Origin of the sequence: Serratia quinivorans (genome assembly GCF_052113645.1) — a bacterium.
Lineage (GTDB): Bacteria > Pseudomonadota > Gammaproteobacteria > Enterobacterales > Enterobacteriaceae > Serratia > Serratia quinivorans_B.
This window is the reverse complement of the sequence record NZ_JBIEIU010000010.1, coordinates 225,184-243,823: the sequence shown is the minus strand read 5'-3', so window position 1 is coordinate 243,823 and position 18,640 is coordinate 225,184. Positions and strand designations below refer to the sequence as shown.

The following is an 18,640-nucleotide window of genomic DNA, read 5'->3' as shown; positions in this document are numbered from 1 at the left end:
GGTGCATCCAGGAGGATTCGAACCTCCGACCGCTCGGTTCGTAGCCGAGTACTCTATCCAGCTGAGCTATGGATGCACAGGAATTCTTTTTTGATACCGTATGGTACGTTGTTACTACCCCACCATACTGCAAAATATGGTGCATCCAGGAGGATTCGAACCTCCGACCGCTCGGTTCGTAGCCGAGTACTCTATCCAGCTGAGCTATGGATGCAAATGGCGGTGAGGCGGGGATTCGAACCCCGGATGCAGCTTTTGACCGCATACTCCCTTAGCAGGGGAGCGCCTTCAGCCTCTCGGCCACCTCACCATACGCTTCTTGCGAATTGTGCCTAACTTGCTTTGGAGAAGCTCATCGGCACTGCGTGGCGCACATATTACTTTCTCCGACTTTTAAGTCAAACAATTTTTCCCAACTCATGCGCGTTTGCACAATTCACACTCAACATGGGCGATTTCACGGCAAAAAGAGTGCTTTATCAACAGGCAACCACAGCGAAATAGCAAACAAACCTGGGAAGGCAGTAGGAAGATTTAATCGGAGAAGTCAGGGAAGGGTCGGTGATGGGCACAAAAAAGCGCAGTAGCGTCTCGCTGAGCAACGAGACGCTGCTTCGAAATCAGTAAGTCGTCTGTTGAGACTTCTCTGCCTGAATGCGCTGATAGATTTCTTCGCGGTGAACTGACACCTCTTTGGGGGCATTCACACCAATACGAACCTGGTTGCCCTTGACCCCTAGCACTGTGACCGTGACCTCATCGCCAATCATGAGGGTTTCACCAACTCGACGAGTCAGAATTAACATTCTTTGCTCCTTGAAAGATTAAAAGAGTCGGGTCTCTCAGTTTCCCCGTCATTATCCATCATATACTGTGAAAACGTAAGCCATGTAACCCAGAATAAGTGTAAGCAGACTTGGTCTCACCTCAGATAATGATAAGTTTAGCCGACCTGAAAAACTTTGTTCCCGTAATTGTAACCAAATTGTGTTAGCACAGTTTAAAAACGCCATAATCAGCAATGAGTTATGGCGTTTGTAAGTGCTATTTATTTATATTCACAGCTTCGAGGCCACCCAGGCTTCTACACTGTCTAGTGCCGCCGACAGGGCATTGACATCAGTCCCCCCCGCCTGCGCCATATCAGGGCGTCCGCCCCCTTTACCGCCAACCTGCTGCGCGACATTGCCGATCAACTCGCCGGCTTTCACTCGGTCGGTCAGATCTTTGGTCACGCCGGCAATCAGGCTAACCTTATCATCGGCCGTGGTGGCCAGCACGATAATCGCGGAACCCAGCTGATTTTTCAGATCATCAACCATGGTACGCAGCATTTTGGCCTCAACGTTATCAAGCCGGCTGACCAACAGCGGTACGCCGTTAACCATTTTCGCCTTGCTGGACAATGAAGCACTCTCCTGCGCCGCCTGCTGATCCTTCAACTGCTGCAGCTCTTTTTCCAGCGCACGGGTACGATCGAGCACCGCACGCACTTTGTCTGTCAGATTGTTGCTATCCCCTTTCACCAGGTGTGCAACGTCCTGCAACAAATCGTTTTGCTGATGCAGGATAGTCATCGCGCCTTCACCGGTTACGGCTTCAATACGACGGATCCCCGCAGCGGTACCTGACTCGCTCAGAATGCGGAACAGGCCGATATCGCCGGTACGGCTGGCATGGGTGCCGCCACACAGCTCGGTCGAGAAGTCGCCCATGGTCAGTACGCGCACGTTATCGTCGTACTTCTCACCGAACAGCGCCATCGCGCCCTTCTCTTTGGCATCATCCAGCGCCATAACCTCGGTTTGTACCGGCAGGTTACGACGTATCTGCTGGTTCACCAAATCTTCTACCGTACGGATTTGCTCCGGCTTCATCGCTTCAAAATGCGAGAAATCGAAACGCAGGTATTTATCGTTAACCAACGAGCCTTTCTGCGCCACATGCTCACCCAGCGTCTGACGCAGTGCAGCGTGCAGCAAGTGGGTCGCGGAGTGATTCAGACGAATGCGATTGCGACGCACGGTGTCAATCTGCGCATCAACGCGATCCTTCACTTTCAGCGAGCCTTGAGACAACTTGCCCTGATGACCGATAGCCTGGCCGTATTTCTGGGTGTCGCTCACCTCAAAATCAGCGCCGGCGGCTTTCAGCACGCCTTTATCGCCAACCTGACCACCGGACTCGCCGTAGAACGGGGTCTCATCCAGCACCACTACCGCTTCTTCACCGGCGTGAATTTCATCCACCGGTTGACCGTCACGGAACAGCGCGATCACCGTTGATTGCTGCTGTTCATGGTCATACCCGCTGAATTGGCTGGCGCCATCAACGCGGATCATGCTGTTGTAGTCTGCGCCGAAACCGCTGGACTCACGTGCACGACGACGTTGGGCTTCCATTGCCAGTTCGAAACCGGCTTCATCCACTTTCAGGCCACGCTCACGGCACACGTCTGCCGTCAGATCGACCGGGAAACCATAGGTATCGTACAGACGGAATGCGGTTTCGCCATCCAGGGTATCGCCCTGCAGGTTAGCCAGCTCTTCGTCCAGCAGCGTCAAACCACGCTCCAACGTACGAGCAAACTGATCTTCTTCGGTTTTCAGCACTTGCTCAACCAAAGACTGCTGACGCTTCAGTTCGTCGGCTGCCGGCCCCATCACTTCGATCAACGGAGCAACCAGCTTGTAGAAGAAGGTATCTTTCGCGCCCAGCATGTTGCCATGGCGAACCGCGCGGCGGATGATGCGGCGCAACACGTAACCACGGCCTTCGTTTGACGGCGTCACGCCATCGGACACCAGGAAGGCACAAGAACGGATATGGTCGGCGATCACACGCAGGGATTTGTTATCCAAATCTACTGCACCGGTCACCTTCGCCACTGCGGCGATCAGCGTTCTGAACAGGTCGATTTCATAGTTGGAGTTCACATGCTGCAGGACTGCCGCAATACGCTCCAGGCCCATGCCGGTATCTACCGAAGGTTTTGGCAGCGGCAGCATGGTGCCGTCGGATTGACGGTTGAACTGCATGAACACGATGTTCCAGATCTCAATGTAACGATCGCCGTCTTCTTCCGGACTGCCCGGAGGGCCACCCCAGATATGATCGCCATGATCGTAGAAAATCTCGGTGCACGGGCCACATGGGCCGGTATCACCCATCTGCCAGAAGTTGTCAGAGGCAAAGGCCGCGCCTTTATTGTCGCCAATGCGGATGATACGTTCTGCCGGCACGCCGATCTGCTTCTGCCAGATGTCGAAGGCTTCGTCATCGGTTTCATAGACGGTCACCCACAGTCTTTCTTTCGGCAGGTTAAACCAGTTTTCACCGGTCAACAGTTCCCACGCGTAGCTGATGGCATCGTGTTTGAAATAGTCGCCGAAGCTGAAGTTGCCCAGCATTTCAAAGAAGGTATGGTGACGTGCGGTATAACCGACGTTCTCCAAATCGTTATGCTTGCCGCCCGCACGTACGCAACGCTGTGAGGTGGTGGCTCGGGAATAGGCGCGCTTGTCCAGCCCCAGGAAAACATCTTTAAATTGGTTCATGCCGGCATTGGTAAACAGCAATGTCGGATCATTGTTAGGCACCAGGGAGCTGCTTGCTACAACCTGGTGGCCCTTACTATGAAAGAAATCGAGAAACGCTTGACGGATCTCAGCGGTGCTCTTGCTCATAATTTTCCCGGAAAGGCTAGAATAACGACACGTGAGCAAGATACGCGACATCCTGACGATGGCATCTAGCTCACGAACAAAAAGTGGGGATAAGATAAATTTTCTTCAAGGGGAAGTAAAACCCCGTGTGCGTTCATTGCGCAAAATCACGGTAAATAGACTGAATTTCTTCCTGGAAGAAGCCACGATAGAGCAGATAACGCTGCACTTTGGCTTTCTCTTTCCAGTCCGTTGGCAGTTCGTCGCCAAATTTACGCTGCGCGACCTGTTTAGCCTGTTCACACCAGTCGATATCACAATCTGCCAGCGCCGCCTGCGTCAATTCTTTATCCACGCCCTTTTGCATCAGTTCAGAGCGGATGCGCTGCGCCCCATAACCTTTGCGGCTGCGGCTACCGATATAACTGTGGGCAAAGCGTTGATCGTCCAACCAATTATGTTGGTAGCAATAAGCAATGACTTGTTCGATAACGGCAGGATCTACAGGTTCTTCGGGGGACGGGGCAGCACCAGAGGCGGTGGGTGTTTTGGTGCCAAATCTGGCTTTCGCCATAAATGGCTGCGCCGCAAGTTTGCGGCGCAGTTCAGCTTCACTATGATCGCGTTGCGACAGCAGGCGCATTGCGCGGCTTAGCAAATCATTCATTATTCAAGCCTGATGTAGTCGACGTTCGCGAACCCTTTACCGGGCCCACGAACATCAGCAGCGATTAAAACTCTTCGCTGGTTTCAGCTTCATCATCGAAGCCTTCGTTGGTTGCCGCAACCAGTTCACCGTTGCTGTGCAGCAGCAGGTCACGCAGTTTCTTGTCCAATTCAGCGGCAACCGCCGGGTTTTCTTTCAGGAAGTTACAGGCATTTGCCTTACCCTGACCGATTTTATCGCCGTTGTAGCTGTACCAGGCACCGGCTTTCTCGATCATCTTGTGCTTAACGCCCAAATCGACCAGTTCGCCGCGGCTGTTGATCCCTTCACCGTACAGGATTTGGAACTCGGCCTGTTTGAACGGCGCAGCGATTTTGTTTTTGACGACTTTCACGCGGGTTTCACTGCCGACAACTTCATCGCCTTCTTTCACCGCACCGATACGGCGGATATCCAAACGGACGGAAGCATAGAATTTCAGTGCATTGCCGCCGGTGGTGGTTTCCGGGTTACCGAACATCACACCGATTTTCATACGGATCTGGTTGATGAAGATCAGCAACGTGTTGGCGTTTTTCAGGTTACCGGCCAGCTTACGCATCGCCTGGCTCATCATACGTGCTGCCAGGCCCATGTGTGAGTCACCGATTTCACCTTCGATTTCCGCTTTCGGCGTCAGCGCCGCCACGGAGTCAACGATGATCACGTCAACCGCACCAGAACGGGTTAAGGCATCGCAGATTTCCAGCGCCTGCTCACCGGTATCCGGCTGAGAACACAGCAGGTTGTCGATATCAACACCCAGCTTTTTCGCATAAATCGGATCCAGTGCATGCTCGGCATCGATGAACGCACAGGTTTTGCCTTCACGCTGTGCCGCTGCGATAACCTGCAGCGTCAGGGTGGTTTTACCGGAAGACTCCGGACCATAAATTTCAACGATACGGCCCATTGGCAAGCCGCCTGCACCCAGTGCAATATCAAGTGACAGCGAGCCGGTAGAGATCGTTTCTACGTCCATAGAACGGTCTTCACCCAGACGCATGATGGAGCCTTTGCCGAACTGTTTCTCAATCTGGCCCAGTGCCGCAGCTAGCGCCTTTTGCTTGTTCTCATCAATAGCCATTGTTGCTCCTTCGTTACGCAATGTCGGTGTTACCCCACACTGCCACTGAATGTATGTTGTGCAGGAAATGTCACTAATTATACTGTATGGTCATACAGTATCAAGCCTAATTTTACAAAAATTCGTCAAGTGCGGTTTGCAGCGCGAAAATCGTCGCCTGAAGCCGCACTGCATCACGATCGCCGGAAAATTGCATCTTGCGCGCCAACACCCGTCCGGAAGATTCGGCAAAGCCAAACCAGACGGTGCCCACCGGTTTTTCCGCACTGCCGCCCTCCGGCCCGGCAATGCCGCTGACCGACAGCGCCAGGTTGGCCCGGGCCGCATGCAATGCGCCCTGAGCCATCTCACGTACCACCTCTTCACTCACCGCGCCATGGGCCTTCAGGGTCGCTTCCGCCACGCCTAGCAGCTCATGTTTCGCCGTATTGCTGTAGGTGACAAAACCGCGGTCGAAGTAAGCGGAGCTGCCGGCAATATCGGTGATGGCTTTGGCAATGCCCCCGCCGGTGCAAGATTCCGCGCAGGTGATCCACTGACCATTGGCCTTCAGTTTTTCCCCTACTGCAACGCTGAGTTTACGCAGTTGGTGTTCACTCATAACCTCTCCTTAGCGAATCAGGTATATGCGCCCGATAGTAGCATTTATCAAGCTTATCGGACGGTACGATGACAGAAATGCGCGGCGCTTCGCAGGCGATGCGGTGTTAAGCCGCAAACCAAACTGCTAGTATCGAATGTAACGTTCGGGTTAATGAGCGCCGTTTTCGCACGAGGGATCTCACAGGGTTGTTTTTTGCCGCCGGCATGGCCAGCCCCATGGCAAACCAGGATAAAAGATTAGGATGATAGAGTGAAAAAAACGTTAGGCGTCTTCTTTCCGTTGTATACCACCACCCTGCTGATGCTGCTGGGTTCGGGGTTGCTCACCACTTACATCTCCCTGCGTTTAACCTCTATCCACGTGACCGGCGCGTTGATCGGCGCCATTATCGCCGCCAACTACATCGGCCTGGTGATCGGCGGCAAAGTCGGTCATTTCCTGATTGCCCGCGTCGGCCATATCCGCGCCTACGTTTCCTGTGCCGGCATCATCACCGCAGCAGTGCTGGGGCATGGCCTGACGGAATACATTCCCGTGTGGGTAGTGCTGCGGCTGATTATCGGCCTGTGCATGATGTGTCAGTTCATGGTGCTGGAAAGCTGGCTGAACGATCAGTCGGAATCCAATCAACGCGGGATGGTCTTCGGCTTCTATATGGCCGCGACCTATTTAGGCATGTCGTTGGGCCAGGTGGTGTTGATGCTGCAAACCAACCTCGGCATCACCACTCTGCTGGTGATTGCCCTGTGCTTCGCACTCTGCCTGGTCCCCATCGCCCTGACGACCCGCACCAATGCACGCCATATGTCGCCGGCACCGATGGAACTGCGCTATTTTATCGGTGCCATCCCCAAGGTACTGGCCACCACGCTGGTCATCGGCATGGTAGTGGGATCTTTCTATGGGCTGGCGCCGGTGTACGCAAGTATGCAGGCACTGACCACTCAGCAGACCGGTTTATTTATGGCGATAGCGATCTTCGCCGGACTGGTGGCGCAATTCCCGCTCAGTTGGCTGTCGGACCGCTATAACCGTACGCTGCTGATGCGCATCAATGCCATTTTATTGATCGTGGCCGCCCTGCCGCTGGCGCTGGTGCCGCACATTGATTTCCCTGTGCTATTGGTGGTCGGCTTTATCGTCAGCATGCTGCAGTTCACGCTCTATCCGCTAGTGGTTGCCCTGGCAAACGATTTGATAGAACCGGAGCGGCGCGTCTCGTTAGCCGCCTGTTTGCTGATGGCCTTTGGCGTCGGCGCCAGTATAGGCCCTTTGGCGGTCGGGGCGCTGATTGAGCCGTTGGGCGGCAATACTCTGTATGCCTTCTTCTCACTGTGTGGCGTACTGCTGGTGGCCTTCAGCCGGACGGTAAAACAAGACGAATCGCAGTTTGTGCAGGATGCGCCATTGCCGCACATTCCTCTGCCGGACAGCCTGACCAGTTCGCCGCTCTCTCCGGCGCTGAACCCAACGTTTGACGAGCAGATTATTCATGACACCATGCCGCCACCGGAGGCGGCACCCGATCCGGTAGAACCACAGGTCAGTGAAACGTCAGGGGAGGAAGAAGCGGAGCCGCCTATTCCACAGGGCGCCGATCCTGATGAAGATACCGGGTTGAAAAAGGCCCACTCGATGCTTTAAGCGGGCCATTTTGCTATTACGTTGGGCAGGCTACAAGTCCAGGAAGGATCCCAGACGGTAGCCGCGTTCCGCGATCGCGTTTTTAATGCCCGGCGAGGTCAAAACCTCCACTTCGGCAAGCCGCGGGTAGCAATACTTGCTCGCCAAAATAGTGTTATCCAGAAACGCCGGATGGCACATCATCTCCACCGACTGGGCACCGCGCTGGTCGGTGCGATCGAGCACCTGTAAAAACAACGCTTCGGATATCGCTTCGCCATAAAAACCCGCATCAAACCACTCGGTGCTGTGGTCATAACGCAGATGGATATCTTGCCGTTTGACCTCCTGTCGCCCAATGCGCAGTGGGATCGAGCGGGACTGAGCGAAAGCCTCCACCAGCGGGTAAATCTGCGGCAACATGTGCACATGATGGTGGCTGTCGATATGCGTTGGCGCTTTGCCAAACACAGCCACAAACCTGTCGTATTGGCTCACCAGCTCCTCGTGGATTTCATCCAGACTCAGCAACGCGGACTCGGCCCTTTCCCACAACCATTTACCCAGTTCCCCCCGTTCGTTGACCAGCGAAGGCATGGCGGTCAGTGGATGCCCGTGGGTCAACACAAAGTGCAGGCCAATCTGCAGCCCAGGATAATGCCGGCTGAGCCTGGCTGCATGCTGTATGTCCGCACTGTTCACCATCGCCGTGGTGGACGTGACCACCCCATAGTGAAACGCCTCAATCACACCGTAGTTCTGGCCCTTGCTCAGACCAAAATCGTCGGCATTCACTATCAGTAACTTTTCCATTTTGGCATCCATTTAACAAATTTTTGGCAAGGGAATACCGTCCGTCAGGTACGGCAATTCCCCTTCGCTTAAGCAAAGAAATTTATTTCATCAGGCCATTGGCGGCCTGAAAGGCATTCGGAATATCGGCGTTAATGCTTATCGGGAGCGGCCCTAAATAGGGCCGTAGAACTTTTTTCGGTAATTACCCGGCGTCACTTCGGTGAGTCTTTTAAAGTTTTTAATAAACAGGCTCACGTCGCCATAACCGGAGTCGAAAGCAATATCCGAAACCGAATAGTTGGTGACTTCCAACTGTGTTTTGGCAAAGTTGATGCGGATTTCATTAATCACCTGCATCGGCGTTTTATGGTAGTAACGCCGCATCGCTCGGGTCAGGTACTCCTGCGTTTTCCCCGACAGCTCAACCATATTGAGCAACGCCTTTTCACCAAACATGGCTTTGTCATGCATACCCGCCAGGGTATTTTTTAGCCACTGCGGGATGTCATCCCCTTCGCCACTCTCTTCCTTATAATGACGAATGCGACTGATGATATAAAAGGTCAGCGTTTCCAGAAACTCGGCAAAATCATCCTCGCGAAACTGAGGGGATCCGACCACTGACTCGATATAAGCCAGGAATTCATTCTTCAGGCTGTAGGCCTGAGAAGCGACAAAACAGCGAGGCAACTGCGGCAAATAGTTTTCTTCAAAGAAAACCTTGCCAACCGCCACGTTGAAAATCTTCGCGGCGCCGAACTCATAAAAGCTCTGGTGACGCGAGCCAATCGGGATAAAGACAAAGTCCCCCCGCTCCAGCAGCACCCGCTTGCCGTTGATCTCCTGGTAGCATTTGCCGCTCAGGACGATGGTGAACTCATAATAGTCATGCTGATGCAACCCGGTGGCGCTTTCCACCTTGTTATAGATAAACAGATGGAAGTCTTTGCAGTTAAAGAAATCCTGCTCCCGAATCAGTTTAACGTCGTTCGCATTCAGCGAAACCAGGTTCTCAGACATCGCTTGCGCTCCCCTTAATCAAAGCCGTTTTGCCTGGCCGTCTCGGCAAACCAATAGCCGCTCTTTTTCAGCGTGCGCTGTTGGCTCTCCCGATCCAGCCGAACTAACCCATAGCGATTCTTGTAGGCATTAAGCCAGGACCAACAGTCGATAAAGGTCCACAAATGATAGCCTTTGCAGTTGGAACCTTCCGACAACGCCTGATGCAGCCACTTGAGATGGTCGCGAATAAAGTCGATGCGATAATCGTCCTCCACCCGCCCACTGGCGCCGATAAAGGCCTCTTCGCCCTCAACGCCCATGCCATTTTCTGAAATATAGCAGGGAATATTGCCGTAGTTTTCCTTCAGATCCATCAGGATGTCATACAGCCCTTTTTCATAGATTTCCCAGCCCCGGTGTGGATTGATCTTGCGGCCCGGCATCTCGTAGTAGCTGAACAGATCTTCCGGCATCGTCACAGGTTCATCGGCCCGATAGCCTTCTTTCGCTTTGACCCGGCGCGGTTGGTAATAATTGACGCCCAGAATATCCACCACGCCGTCAGCAATCAGCTGCGCGTCCTCCGGCTCAGTCTGCGGCAACAAATCATTGGCCCGCAGTACATTCACCAAATCTTGCGGATAGCGCCCTTTGCTCACCGGGTCGAGGAAGCTTTTGTTCAACAGCAAGTCTGCATAATGGGCAGCCTCGCTATCTTCCTGGCTGCTCGAACGGGGGTAGGTCGGGCTCAGGTTCAAAATAATGCCTATCGCGCCCTGACAACCCAATGCCCTGAACGCCTTCACCGCTTTGGCATGGGCCAAAACACTGTGGTAAGCCACCGTAATTGCCCTTTTGAAATCGACCACGCAAGGATAATGCAGGTCGTTCAGATACCCGGCTTCGACCGGGACAATCGGCTCATTAAAAGTAAACCAATGGGTGACTCGGTCGCCGAACAGGCTGAAACAGGTTTTGGCGTAGCGGGCATAAGCCTCCACCACCGCCCGGCTTTCCCAGCCGCCTTTTCGCTGCATGCACATCGGCATGTCGAAATGGTAAAGGTTGATAAAGGGCGTAATGCCTTGGGCCAGCAGGCTATCGATAAGCGCGTTATAGAAAGCGACGGCTTTCGGGTTCACTTCGCCGTCCCCGTCCGGGATCAAGCGCGACCAGGAGATAGAGGTTCTGAAGGTGTTATGTCCGAGTTGCTTTAACAGCAGGATGTCTTGCTGGAAATGGTCATAAAAGGTGGAAGTCTCGGACGGACCTACCTGATGATGAAAGCGTTCCGGCGCAATCTCATACCAGTAATCGAAGATGTTCTGACTTTTACCATCCCGCGCCGCTGCCCCTTCCGACTGCGGTGCAGAGGTGGCGCTTCCCCACCAGAAATCGTCAGCAAATTGATATTTCATCCAAACGCCCCTAAAACCGGGGCAGCGAGAGCTGCCCCAGACTGACAGTTAGAATTTCAGCGCCTTGGCGATGTCTTCTTCGCTTTCGGTTGCCTGATCGATCTGGCTCTGCGCTTTGTTGGAAATCATCACAAACGGCAGGTAAATCAAGGTCGCCACGCCCAGGTTGAAGAAGCTCAGCAACATGGCGACGATACTGCCGTTGGTGTTGAAGAACGCTCCCAGACCCACTGGCATGGTCCATGGCGCAATGTTGGTGATTGGCGGGATCAACCCGGTGTAATAGGCCACCGTGGTGATGATCGTCAATACCGGTTGAACCAGGATGAACGGAATGAACATCACCGGATTCATGATCACCGGCAGGCCGAACAGGATAGGTTCGTTGATCTGGAAGATGCCCGACGGGGTTGCCAGCTTGGCGACCTGACGATAGTCCTCACGGCGCGAGGCGATGAAGATGGCGATAATCAGCCCCAGCGTCGACCCGGTTCCCCCCAGGTAGATATAGGAGTCGACGAAAGGTTTCGCCCACATGTGGAACTCTTTGCCGGCGGCAACGGCGGCTTCGACCGAACCATACTTGTTGTAAAGCTCTACGTTCTCCAGCGCGAATGGCGTCATGATGCCGCTGTCCAGCGCGGCCAGGGCCATGGAGCCATGCACCCCGAAGAACCACAGCAGTGAGGAGAACATCACATACACCCAGCCTACCACGCTGCCCATTTTCGCCAGCGGAGCCGAGATGCTGTCCATAATGATTTGGTGGAAGTTGGTTCCCCACAGCGTCAGGCAATAGGCAAGCACGCCCATGATCGACAGAATGAGAAAGCCAGGGATCAGTGCAGAGAACGAGCGAGACACGGAAGAAGGTACGCTGTCAGGCAGGCTGATGACCCAGTTGCGGCGCACCACAAAGGTAAACATCTCCGCCACCACCAGACCGATCACCATCCCGGAAATGATATTGGCACCGCCAAGCCAGTTAGCGCCAACGGCATAAGCCTCACCGACGCTGAACGGGGTTACCGTCATAAATGCGGCCACCGCCAGCAGCGCGGCCGCCAGTGGGTCAACCTTGCGCTCCTCCGCTAAAGCCATGCTGATAAAGAAGGGCGTCATCAGGGACATAATCCCCAGGGTGCCGTTATAAACGCTGCCACCGATGGTCTTCAGGCTGTTTAGCGTTTCAATGGTGGACGCATCCAGCCGTACCCCCAATGAAAAGAAGAACGAGCCTTCGCCGAAGCTGAGGAACACGTTGTTGATCAGAACGAACATCGCCCCGGTCAAGGTCAGCGGCATTAATCGAATGAACCCGTTTTTGATGGCATTAACATGGGGCTGTTTACCAATTTTCACGGCAAAAGGCAGTATGACCTTTTCCAACGAGGCAATTAACGTATTCACGGCAGACCCCTTTATTGGTTAGCTTTTTTTATGGTGGCGACCGCGGCCTTCAACACCCCAAGGCCATCGAGCTTGCCGTATAAAGCGGAGTCGATCACTTCGACGGGCTTATTGGGCAACTGCTTTTGCACTTCAGCCAGCGTGTAGGCGATCTGCGGTCCCAGCAGGATCAGATCTGCCTCAGCGCCTTTTTCTGCGGCCAGCGCCTCAGGGTAAGCGGCAATGATCACCGGCACCTCGTACTTCTCGGCCTGCGCCTTCATTTTTGAAACCAGCAGGGAAGTCGACATACCGGCAGAACAAAACAGATAGATTTTTTTCTTTTCCATACCCAATCCCTCAAGATAATCAAAAAAGCCCCGTGTCATTTGTTTGCCAGATGCAATAGCTATTGCCTCACGCACATTCCTTATGAAAATTTCCGTTACTTTGCCCTGGTTGCGGACAGTATACGGAGGCAGCGGAGCGGACCGGTAAGCCATCAACAGAAAGAACCGTCTCTCCTTGACCTTCCCGATTGACCCTCTTCACATTTCGCACAAAAAAATAGTGTGACCGACCTCGCAAATAACCTTTAATTACTGAATAAATTCATCAAAAATAAACAAATAACAATTATAAACAATGCGTTATAAACATGCTGGGTATTTATGGATTATTCTCTGCGCAGGGCCACGCAGTGGGTGAGAGGTGAGCAAAAAATCGTTCGCCCTTGATTAGCCCGGTTCACGCCGATAAGGCGTTCCGACCGATGTAAAAGCGGCCGGGAGTGGCCGGAATTTTGAGCGGGTAGCATGTCGATTCAACGAAAAAGCGGGTGCTGGCGAACCCGCCACACCTATTTGAACGGCGATGATCATCTGATGAACAGCAGTAGCATCGCCGAGATCGGCAAAAAATAACGTTATTGCAGTAAAGCTTCCGCACAGGCTTCATCGGTGACCAGCCCGTTGATCCACTTACCGTTCAGTGCGGCACGCACGGCAAGGTGTTTATCAGGGCCACCGGCAAGGGCGATCACCGGCTTGTCGTCATGCAGTTTCAGACCGACACTGGTCAACCGCACATTGAGTTCACTCTCAATACGCTGACCGTCCGGCCCCATAAAGTGTCCCAGCACTTCCGCGACCGCATTTTTCCTCATCAGCGACTCCACATTCTCGGCGCTGATAAACCCGTCTTTATGCAACGGGCAACCCGGTTCGATGGTGCCAATGCCGATGAACGTCACGTCAGCCTGACTGGCCTTTTCGCTCACCGTGCGGTAAATGCGATGGTTGCACCACATAGAACGATCCTCTTCACCGTCTGCAAACAGCGGTGCCGGCAGAATGAAATAACGCCCCTGGGTTTTTTGCGCCATCAGTAGCGGCACGTCATAGCGGGTACAAGAACCATCGGAAGCAATAGCGCCAATCAGAGAGACGCTGCTGTGCTGTGGGCGTTCAATATCCGTCAGTTCATCAATAGCCGCTTTCAGGCTGCGACCTGAACCCACTCCAATGATCATCGGTTGCTCGAGGCGAATGTACTGGGTCATCACTTCCGCACCGGCCACGGCAATCGCGTGACTGATGCCCAAATTGTCCATTCCCTGCCCCGGAACCACCTGACACACGCCCAGCCCAAAACGCTTTTTAAGCTGTGAGGCCAACTCCATGCAGCGCCCTATTGAATGCGAAATATGCACGCTGACCAATCCGTTATCGAGCGCGCTGGCGACCAACCGTTGTGCCACCTGGCGTGATACGCCTAATGCATCGGCGATTTCATTCTGCGTCTGCCCCGCGACGTAATACATCCATGCTGCCCGTGCCGCTTGATCTAATTTTTTATCATTCTTACTCACGCGCACTTCCCTACCTGTTGATTCTCATGGCGGCATTTTATCGCCAATCTTCACACGCCGTGACGTCAAAATTCACTCAAGTCGCAATTTTGTGAGCTAAAGCCCATTTGATGGGCAAATGTTCTATTAAGCTAGCCAAAATCAAGCAAAAGCCCAATGAAAGAGCTTATGCCCAAAAAAAACAACCCTAGTGGAGAATCTTATGAACGAGACATATCACGCCACGCCATCCATCTGGTTACACATCGGCAGCGGCTCTTTCCACCGTGCACACCAGGCGTGGTATCTGCACCAGCTGTTAGCCAAAGGCAATAAAGAATGGTCGATTGCGTTGGGGAATATTCGTGAGGATGGCGTGCCATTGCTGAATGTCTTACAGGCGCAGAAGGGTCAATACGTGCTGGAAACCGTCACTCCGCAAGGGGAGCGCGAATATGAAACCATCACCTCGATTCAAAAAATCATTCCTTGGGATAACGAGTTGGCAGCGCTGATCACACAAGGCGCAGATCCACACACTAAAGTGATCTCCTTTACCGTGACCGAAGGCGGTTATTACCTCGATAACCAGTTCAACCTCGATCAAAGCAATGCCGATATACAGGCCGATCTCAACGGTGGATGCCGCACGATTTATGGTGCCATCAGTCATATTCTTGCGCGCCGTATCGCCAATAACGGTGGCGCAGTCACCCTGCTCAACTGCGATAACCTGCGCCACAACGGCGACCGTTTCCACGGCGGTTTGTTGCAGTTTTTAGCCTTGCGCCAACAGCAAAAGGTGATCGACTGGGTGAAGAAAAACACCCGCAGCCCCAACACCATGGTGGACCGCATTACACCGCGGCCGTCGCCAGATATCGCACACCGTGTCGAACAGGCGACTGGATTTAAAGATTGCGCACCGGTGATGAGTGAAGCCTTTATTCAATGGGTTATCGAAGATGATTTCATTGCCGGGCGCCCCGCGCTGGAACACGTTGGCGTCGAAATGGTCGAGTCCGTTTTGCCGTATGAAGAAGCTAAAATCCGCATTCTGAATGCCAGTCATAGCTGCATTGCCTGGGCCGGTACGTTAATCGGGCAAAGCTATATTGATGAAAGTACCCGCACGCAGTCCATTTGTCAGATGGCTTACGACTATGTGACCGAAGATGTGATCCCGTCGCTGACACCAAGCCCGCTAAACCTTGAAGCCTATCGCGACGTGGTACTGGAGCGTTTCAGTAACCCACATATACAAGATACCAACCAGCGCGTCGCCGCCGACGGATTCTCTAAAATCCCGGGGTTCATCACGCCAACTTTGCAAGAATGCTACCAACGCGGCCAGACACCGCATGCCACAGCCATGTTGCCCGCGCTGTTTTTCGTCTACCTGCAGCAATGGCATCTCAACCGCCTGCCGTATGAGTATCAAGATGGCATTCTCGATGCCGCGGCGGTTCACGCCCTGTTGGACAGCGCCGATCCTGTCGCCCGTTTTGCCGGTGACAGCAAGCTATTCGCCTCCCTCGCCAGTAAGGCCGAATTCACCGATCTCATGCGCCAGTCTGTGTTGCGGGTCAATCAGTGGTTAGCTGACGTCACTCGGGCATAAGGGGAAAATCTATGTATCTCGGACTGGATTTAGGCACCTCAGAAATAAAAGCGGTGGTGATCGATAGCGAAGGAAAATGGCTGGCAAGCGCCGGCGAACCGCTGGAAGTCAGTCGCCAACAGCCGCAGTGGGCGGAGCAAAACCCTGATGACTGGTGGCAAACCACTCACCGCGTGATTGCTCGTCTGCGCCAAAAATTACCGCAGCAATGGCGTGAGATCCGCGCCATCGGGCTGTCGGGTCAGATGCACGGCGCAGTGTTGCTCAGCCGCGAAGGCAGAGTCCTCCGGCCGGCCATATTATGGAACGACACCCGCAGCGCGGCACAGTGTGTGCAGTTAACACAGAGTGCGCCAGAGTTGCATCAGGTGGCAGGGAATCTGGCCATGCCGGGTTTTACCGCACCGAAACTGCTGTGGGTAGCGCGTCATGAACCGGCAATTTTTGAGCAGACCGCCAGCGTTTTGCTGCCAAAAGATTATCTGCGCTGGATGATGAGCGGAGAGAAAGTCTCCGACATGTCAGACGCCGCCGGTACCCTGTGGCTCGACGTAGCCAAACGCGACTGGTCAGACTCACTGCTGGCAGCCTGCGGCCTGACTCGCGAGCATATGCCAACACTGACAGAAGGCAGCAATATTAGCGCCACTCTGAAAAATGATATCGCCCGGGCATGGGGTTTACGTGATGACGTGGTGATCGCCGGAGGGGGTGGCGATAACGCGGCCAGCGCCGTCGGCATTGGCGCCGTAGAAACGGGCGACGCCTTTATTTCACTCGGCACGTCCGGCGTGCTGTTTGCAGTAAGCGACCGCTTTCGCCCCAATCCGCAATCCGCCGTACATGCCTTTTGCCATGCCCTGCCGAAGCGCTGGCATCAGATGAGCGTGATGCTCACTGCGGCCAGTGCGCTGCGCTGGTATTGCAATTTGGTAGGCAGCAATGAAACCACCCTGCTGGCGGAAATTGCCCAGCTCAGCCCGGCACAACAGCGGCAAGCCCCGTTGTTTCTGCCCTACCTTTCCGGCGAACGTACCCCCTATAACGACCCGAACGCCACTGGCGCATTTCACGGCATGACCCACAGCAGCGACCGTGCCACGCTCGGCTATGCCGTGCTCGAAGGCGTGGCTTTTGGCATGGCCGACGGACTGGCGGTAATGCAACAGGCGGGGACTCACTTGCAGCAATGTTCACTAGTTGGCGGCGGCGCACGCAGCGATCGCTGGGCGCAACTCATCAGTGACGCCCTTGACCTGCCGATCGTCACCCACGCCGGCGGGGAAGCGGGCGGCGCGTTAGGCGCGGCACGATTAGGCTGGCTGGCTCACGGCGGAAACTTCGCCGACGTCTGTCGTAAACCGGCTATTGCCCGTCACTTCGAACCTGCTCCTCCCCTTCGCGACATGCTGAGCGAGCGCCTGAATACCTATCGTCAGCTGTATCAACAACAGGTTGCTCTGCGAGTGACATAAGGCAACAAAACGAGGGCACTCAAGCGCCCCATCGTGCTCCCTACTCATCACCCGTTGCGGGTTATTCCGCACAGGAGTCTGACATGCAAACACAACGCACTCATTGGTTCGGTTTACCGATGAACCTGTTTTGGGGCTATATCGCCATCGCTATCTTTATGAGCGGCGACGGTTTCGAAATGGCATTTCTCTCAAAACACATTATCGACATGGGGTTCACCGCGTCAGAATCTGCTGTGGTGTTCACCGTTTACGGGCTGGCGGCAGCATTGGCAGCGTGGAGTTCCGGCGTGGTCGCCGAGATCATTACGCCACAAAGAGCCATGCGCATTGGGTTCATCCTGTGGGTGGTGATGCACATGTTGTTCATGCTGTTCGGTCTGGGCATGAAAAACTACCCGATGATGTTGCTGTTTTACGGCATTCGTGGGTTGGCATACCCGCTGTTTATCTACTCGTTCGTGATGCTGGTGGTGCAAACTGTCCCCAAGCAGAACCTGTCATCGGCGATGGGCTGGTTCTGGGCGATGTACTCAATTGGTATCGGCTGCATCGGTAGCTATTTGCCAAGCTTCACCATTCCCTATATGGGGGAAACCGGTACCTTGTGGTTCGCTATCGTATGGGTCGTGGTCGGCGGAGTGATGGCGATGACGCTGCTGCGTAAGGTCGGAAAACCGAGCAGCAAAGCCAGTCTCAGTCCGAAAGAGAAACTCGGCGAGCTGAGCCGTGCGGTCACCATCTTGTTCACCAATCGCGATATTTTCATTTCCTGCCTGATCCGTATTATCAACACCATTTCCCTGTTTGGCTTCGCGGTGATCATGCCGATGCTGTTTGTCGGGCGACTGGGTTTTACCATGTCAGAATGGCTGCAAATCTGGGCGGTGTTCTTCTTCGTCACCATTTTTACCAACGTCATGTGGGGCATTTTGGGGGAGAAAATTGGCTGGCTGCGGCAAGTTCGCTGGTTTGGCTGCATCGGTTGCGCCATCTCCAGCCTGACCTTCTATTATCTGCCAGTCTACGCGGGGCATAACTTCTGGATCGCGCTGATCCCCGCCATCATGCTGGGAATTACCGTCGCCGCATTTGTGCCGATGACCGCCGTTTTTCCCGTGCTGGAACCCAACCACAAAGGGGCCGCCATTTCGATTTACAACCTCTCCGCAGGCTTAAGCAATTTCGTCGCACCGGCGATTGCGTCTATCGTTTTGCCGTTCTTCGATATTGTCGGCGTGGTATGGGTATATACCGCGCTGTATCTGGTCGCCGCCGTGCTAACGGTGATGGTCAAAGTCGAACAGCCGGGGCATCCGTCGAAGGTGAAACGCAGTCAGGCAATTGATAATGCGTTACTGCAGAAGCCGACCAGATAATGGCGATGGGCGGGTTATTTTATGATT

15 protein-coding genes and 3 tRNA genes are annotated in these 18,640 nt (G+C 54.0%); 4 read left to right on the top strand and 14 right to left on the bottom strand.

What is annotated here, in order from left to right:
* Positions 1 to 2: 2 nt before the first annotated feature.
* From ACGS9J_RS18955 to pncC, 8 genes are all read right to left on the bottom strand, one after another.
* Positions 3 to 76: transfer RNA gene (locus tag ACGS9J_RS18955), tRNA-Arg, on the bottom strand.
* A gap of 61 nt (positions 77 to 137) precedes the next feature.
* Positions 138 to 214, bottom strand: a tRNA-Arg gene (locus ACGS9J_RS18950).
* A gap of 3 nt (positions 215 to 217) precedes the next feature.
* Positions 218 to 310: transfer RNA gene (locus tag ACGS9J_RS18945), tRNA-Ser, on the bottom strand.
* A gap of 310 nt (positions 311 to 620) precedes the next feature.
* Positions 621 to 806 (bottom strand): carbon storage regulator CsrA, encoded by a 186-nt coding sequence (gene csrA, locus ACGS9J_RS18940; protein ID WP_004091602.1) that lies wholly within the window; start codon positions 804 to 806, stop codon positions 621 to 623.
* A 252-nt stretch (positions 807 to 1,058) separates the two neighbouring features.
* Positions 1,059 to 3,686 carry an alanine--tRNA ligase gene (gene alaS / locus ACGS9J_RS18935; RefSeq protein WP_442232345.1) on the bottom strand — a complete coding sequence of 876 codons (2,628 nt, stop codon included), beginning with the start codon at positions 3,684 to 3,686 and terminating at the stop codon, positions 1,059 to 1,061.
* 133 nt (positions 3,687 to 3,819) lie between these two features.
* On the bottom strand, positions 3,820 to 4,332 hold the full coding sequence (recX, locus tag ACGS9J_RS18930) for a recombination regulator RecX (protein ID WP_442232344.1): 513 nt from the start codon (positions 4,330 to 4,332) through the stop codon (positions 3,820 to 3,822).
* Positions 4,333 to 4,396: 64 nt separating this feature from the next.
* The gene (gene recA, locus ACGS9J_RS18925) at positions 4,397 to 5,458 is read right to left on the bottom strand and encodes a recombinase RecA (protein ID WP_044554241.1); all 1,062 of its coding nucleotides are present in this window, start codon (positions 5,456 to 5,458) and stop codon (positions 4,397 to 4,399) included.
* A gap of 112 nt (positions 5,459 to 5,570) precedes the next feature.
* Positions 5,571 to 6,059, bottom strand: a complete 489-nt coding sequence (gene pncC, locus ACGS9J_RS18920; RefSeq protein ID WP_442232343.1) for a nicotinamide-nucleotide amidase — start codon at positions 6,057 to 6,059, stop codon at positions 5,571 to 5,573.
* Between the two features lie 252 nt (positions 6,060 to 6,311).
* Between pncC and ACGS9J_RS18915 the strand changes: the two genes are divergently transcribed.
* On the top strand, positions 6,312 to 7,706 hold the full coding sequence (locus ACGS9J_RS18915; protein ID WP_442232342.1) for an MFS transporter: 1,395 nt from the start codon (positions 6,312 to 6,314) through the stop codon (positions 7,704 to 7,706).
* 30 nt (positions 7,707 to 7,736) lie between these two features.
* Here ACGS9J_RS18915 and chbG read toward each other — a convergent pair whose 3' ends face one another.
* From chbG to ACGS9J_RS18885, 6 genes are all read right to left on the bottom strand, one after another.
* Entirely contained in the window at positions 7,737 to 8,498 is a 762-nt protein-coding gene (gene chbG, locus ACGS9J_RS18910; protein ID WP_442232341.1) for a chitin disaccharide deacetylase, read from the bottom strand.
* 153 nt (positions 8,499 to 8,651) lie between these two features.
* Positions 8,652 to 9,500, bottom strand: coding sequence for a transcriptional regulator ChbR (chbR, locus tag ACGS9J_RS18905; protein ID WP_442232340.1), 849 nt, complete (start codon positions 9,498 to 9,500; stop codon positions 8,652 to 8,654).
* Between the two features lie 14 nt (positions 9,501 to 9,514).
* Positions 9,515 to 10,900, bottom strand: a complete 1,386-nt coding sequence (locus ACGS9J_RS18900) for a glycoside hydrolase family 1 protein (protein WP_442232339.1) — start codon at positions 10,898 to 10,900, stop codon at positions 9,515 to 9,517.
* Positions 10,901 to 10,948: 48 nt separating this feature from the next.
* A complete protein-coding gene (gene chbC / locus ACGS9J_RS18895; RefSeq protein WP_442232338.1) occupies positions 10,949 to 12,310 on the bottom strand; it encodes a PTS N,N'-diacetylchitobiose transporter subunit IIC in 1,362 nt (453 codons plus the stop codon).
* A gap of 11 nt (positions 12,311 to 12,321) precedes the next feature.
* Positions 12,322 to 12,639: a PTS sugar transporter subunit IIB gene (locus tag ACGS9J_RS18890; RefSeq protein ID WP_020825274.1), complete on the bottom strand. Its 318-nt coding sequence runs from the start codon at positions 12,637 to 12,639 to the stop codon at positions 12,322 to 12,324.
* Positions 12,640 to 13,214: 575 nt separating this feature from the next.
* A complete protein-coding gene (locus tag ACGS9J_RS18885; protein WP_442232337.1) occupies positions 13,215 to 14,159 on the bottom strand; it encodes a sugar-binding transcriptional regulator in 945 nt (314 codons plus the stop codon).
* A 202-nt stretch (positions 14,160 to 14,361) separates the two neighbouring features.
* Here ACGS9J_RS18885 and dalD point away from each other — a divergent pair, with 202 nt between their 5' ends.
* The 3 genes from dalD (at position 14,362) to ACGS9J_RS18870 (ending at position 18,613) form a co-directional block, all read left to right on the top strand.
* Positions 14,362 to 15,759 carry a D-arabinitol 4-dehydrogenase gene (gene dalD / locus ACGS9J_RS18880; protein WP_442232336.1) on the top strand — a complete coding sequence of 466 codons (1,398 nt, stop codon included), beginning with the start codon at positions 14,362 to 14,364 and terminating at the stop codon, positions 15,757 to 15,759.
* A gap of 11 nt (positions 15,760 to 15,770) precedes the next feature.
* Positions 15,771 to 17,234: a xylulokinase gene (gene xylB / locus ACGS9J_RS18875; RefSeq protein WP_442232335.1), complete on the top strand. Its 1,464-nt coding sequence runs from the start codon at positions 15,771 to 15,773 to the stop codon at positions 17,232 to 17,234.
* Between the two features lie 83 nt (positions 17,235 to 17,317).
* Entirely contained in the window at positions 17,318 to 18,613 is a 1,296-nt protein-coding gene (locus ACGS9J_RS18870) for an MFS transporter (RefSeq protein WP_442232334.1), read from the top strand.
* Positions 18,614 to 18,640 lie beyond the last annotated feature (27 nt).

What these genes read in the sequence shown, in the direction of transcription:
- ACGS9J_RS18890 (WP_020825274.1), bottom strand. Translation starts at nt 12,639, where the DNA reads ATGGAAAAGAAAAAAATCTATCTGTTTTGTTCTGCCGGTATGTCGACT.
- ACGS9J_RS18900 (WP_442232339.1), bottom strand. Translation starts at nt 10,900, where the DNA reads ATGAAATATCAATTTGCTGACGATTTCTGGTGGGGAAGCGCCACCTCT.
- recX (WP_442232344.1), bottom strand. Translation starts at nt 4,332, where the DNA reads ATGAATGATTTGCTAAGCCGCGCAATGCGCCTGCTGTCGCAACGCGAT.
- recA (WP_044554241.1), bottom strand. Translation starts at nt 5,458, where the DNA reads ATGGCTATTGATGAGAACAAGCAAAAGGCGCTAGCTGCGGCACTGGGC.
- csrA (WP_004091602.1), bottom strand. Translation starts at nt 806, where the DNA reads ATGTTAATTCTGACTCGTCGAGTTGGTGAAACCCTCATGATTGGCGAT.
- dalD (WP_442232336.1), top strand. Translation starts at nt 14,362, where the DNA reads ATGAACGAGACATATCACGCCACGCCATCCATCTGGTTACACATCGGC.
- xylB (WP_442232335.1), top strand. Translation starts at nt 15,771, where the DNA reads ATGTATCTCGGACTGGATTTAGGCACCTCAGAAATAAAAGCGGTGGTG.
- ACGS9J_RS18870 (WP_442232334.1), top strand. Translation starts at nt 17,318, where the DNA reads ATGCAAACACAACGCACTCATTGGTTCGGTTTACCGATGAACCTGTTT.
- pncC (WP_442232343.1), bottom strand. Translation starts at nt 6,059, where the DNA reads ATGAGTGAACACCAACTGCGTAAACTCAGCGTTGCAGTAGGGGAAAAA.
- chbG (WP_442232341.1), bottom strand. Translation starts at nt 8,498, where the DNA reads ATGGAAAAGTTACTGATAGTGAATGCCGACGATTTTGGTCTGAGCAAG.
- alaS (WP_442232345.1), bottom strand. Translation starts at nt 3,686, where the DNA reads ATGAGCAAGAGCACCGCTGAGATCCGTCAAGCGTTTCTCGATTTCTTT.
- chbR (WP_442232340.1), bottom strand. Translation starts at nt 9,500, where the DNA reads ATGTCTGAGAACCTGGTTTCGCTGAATGCGAACGACGTTAAACTGATT.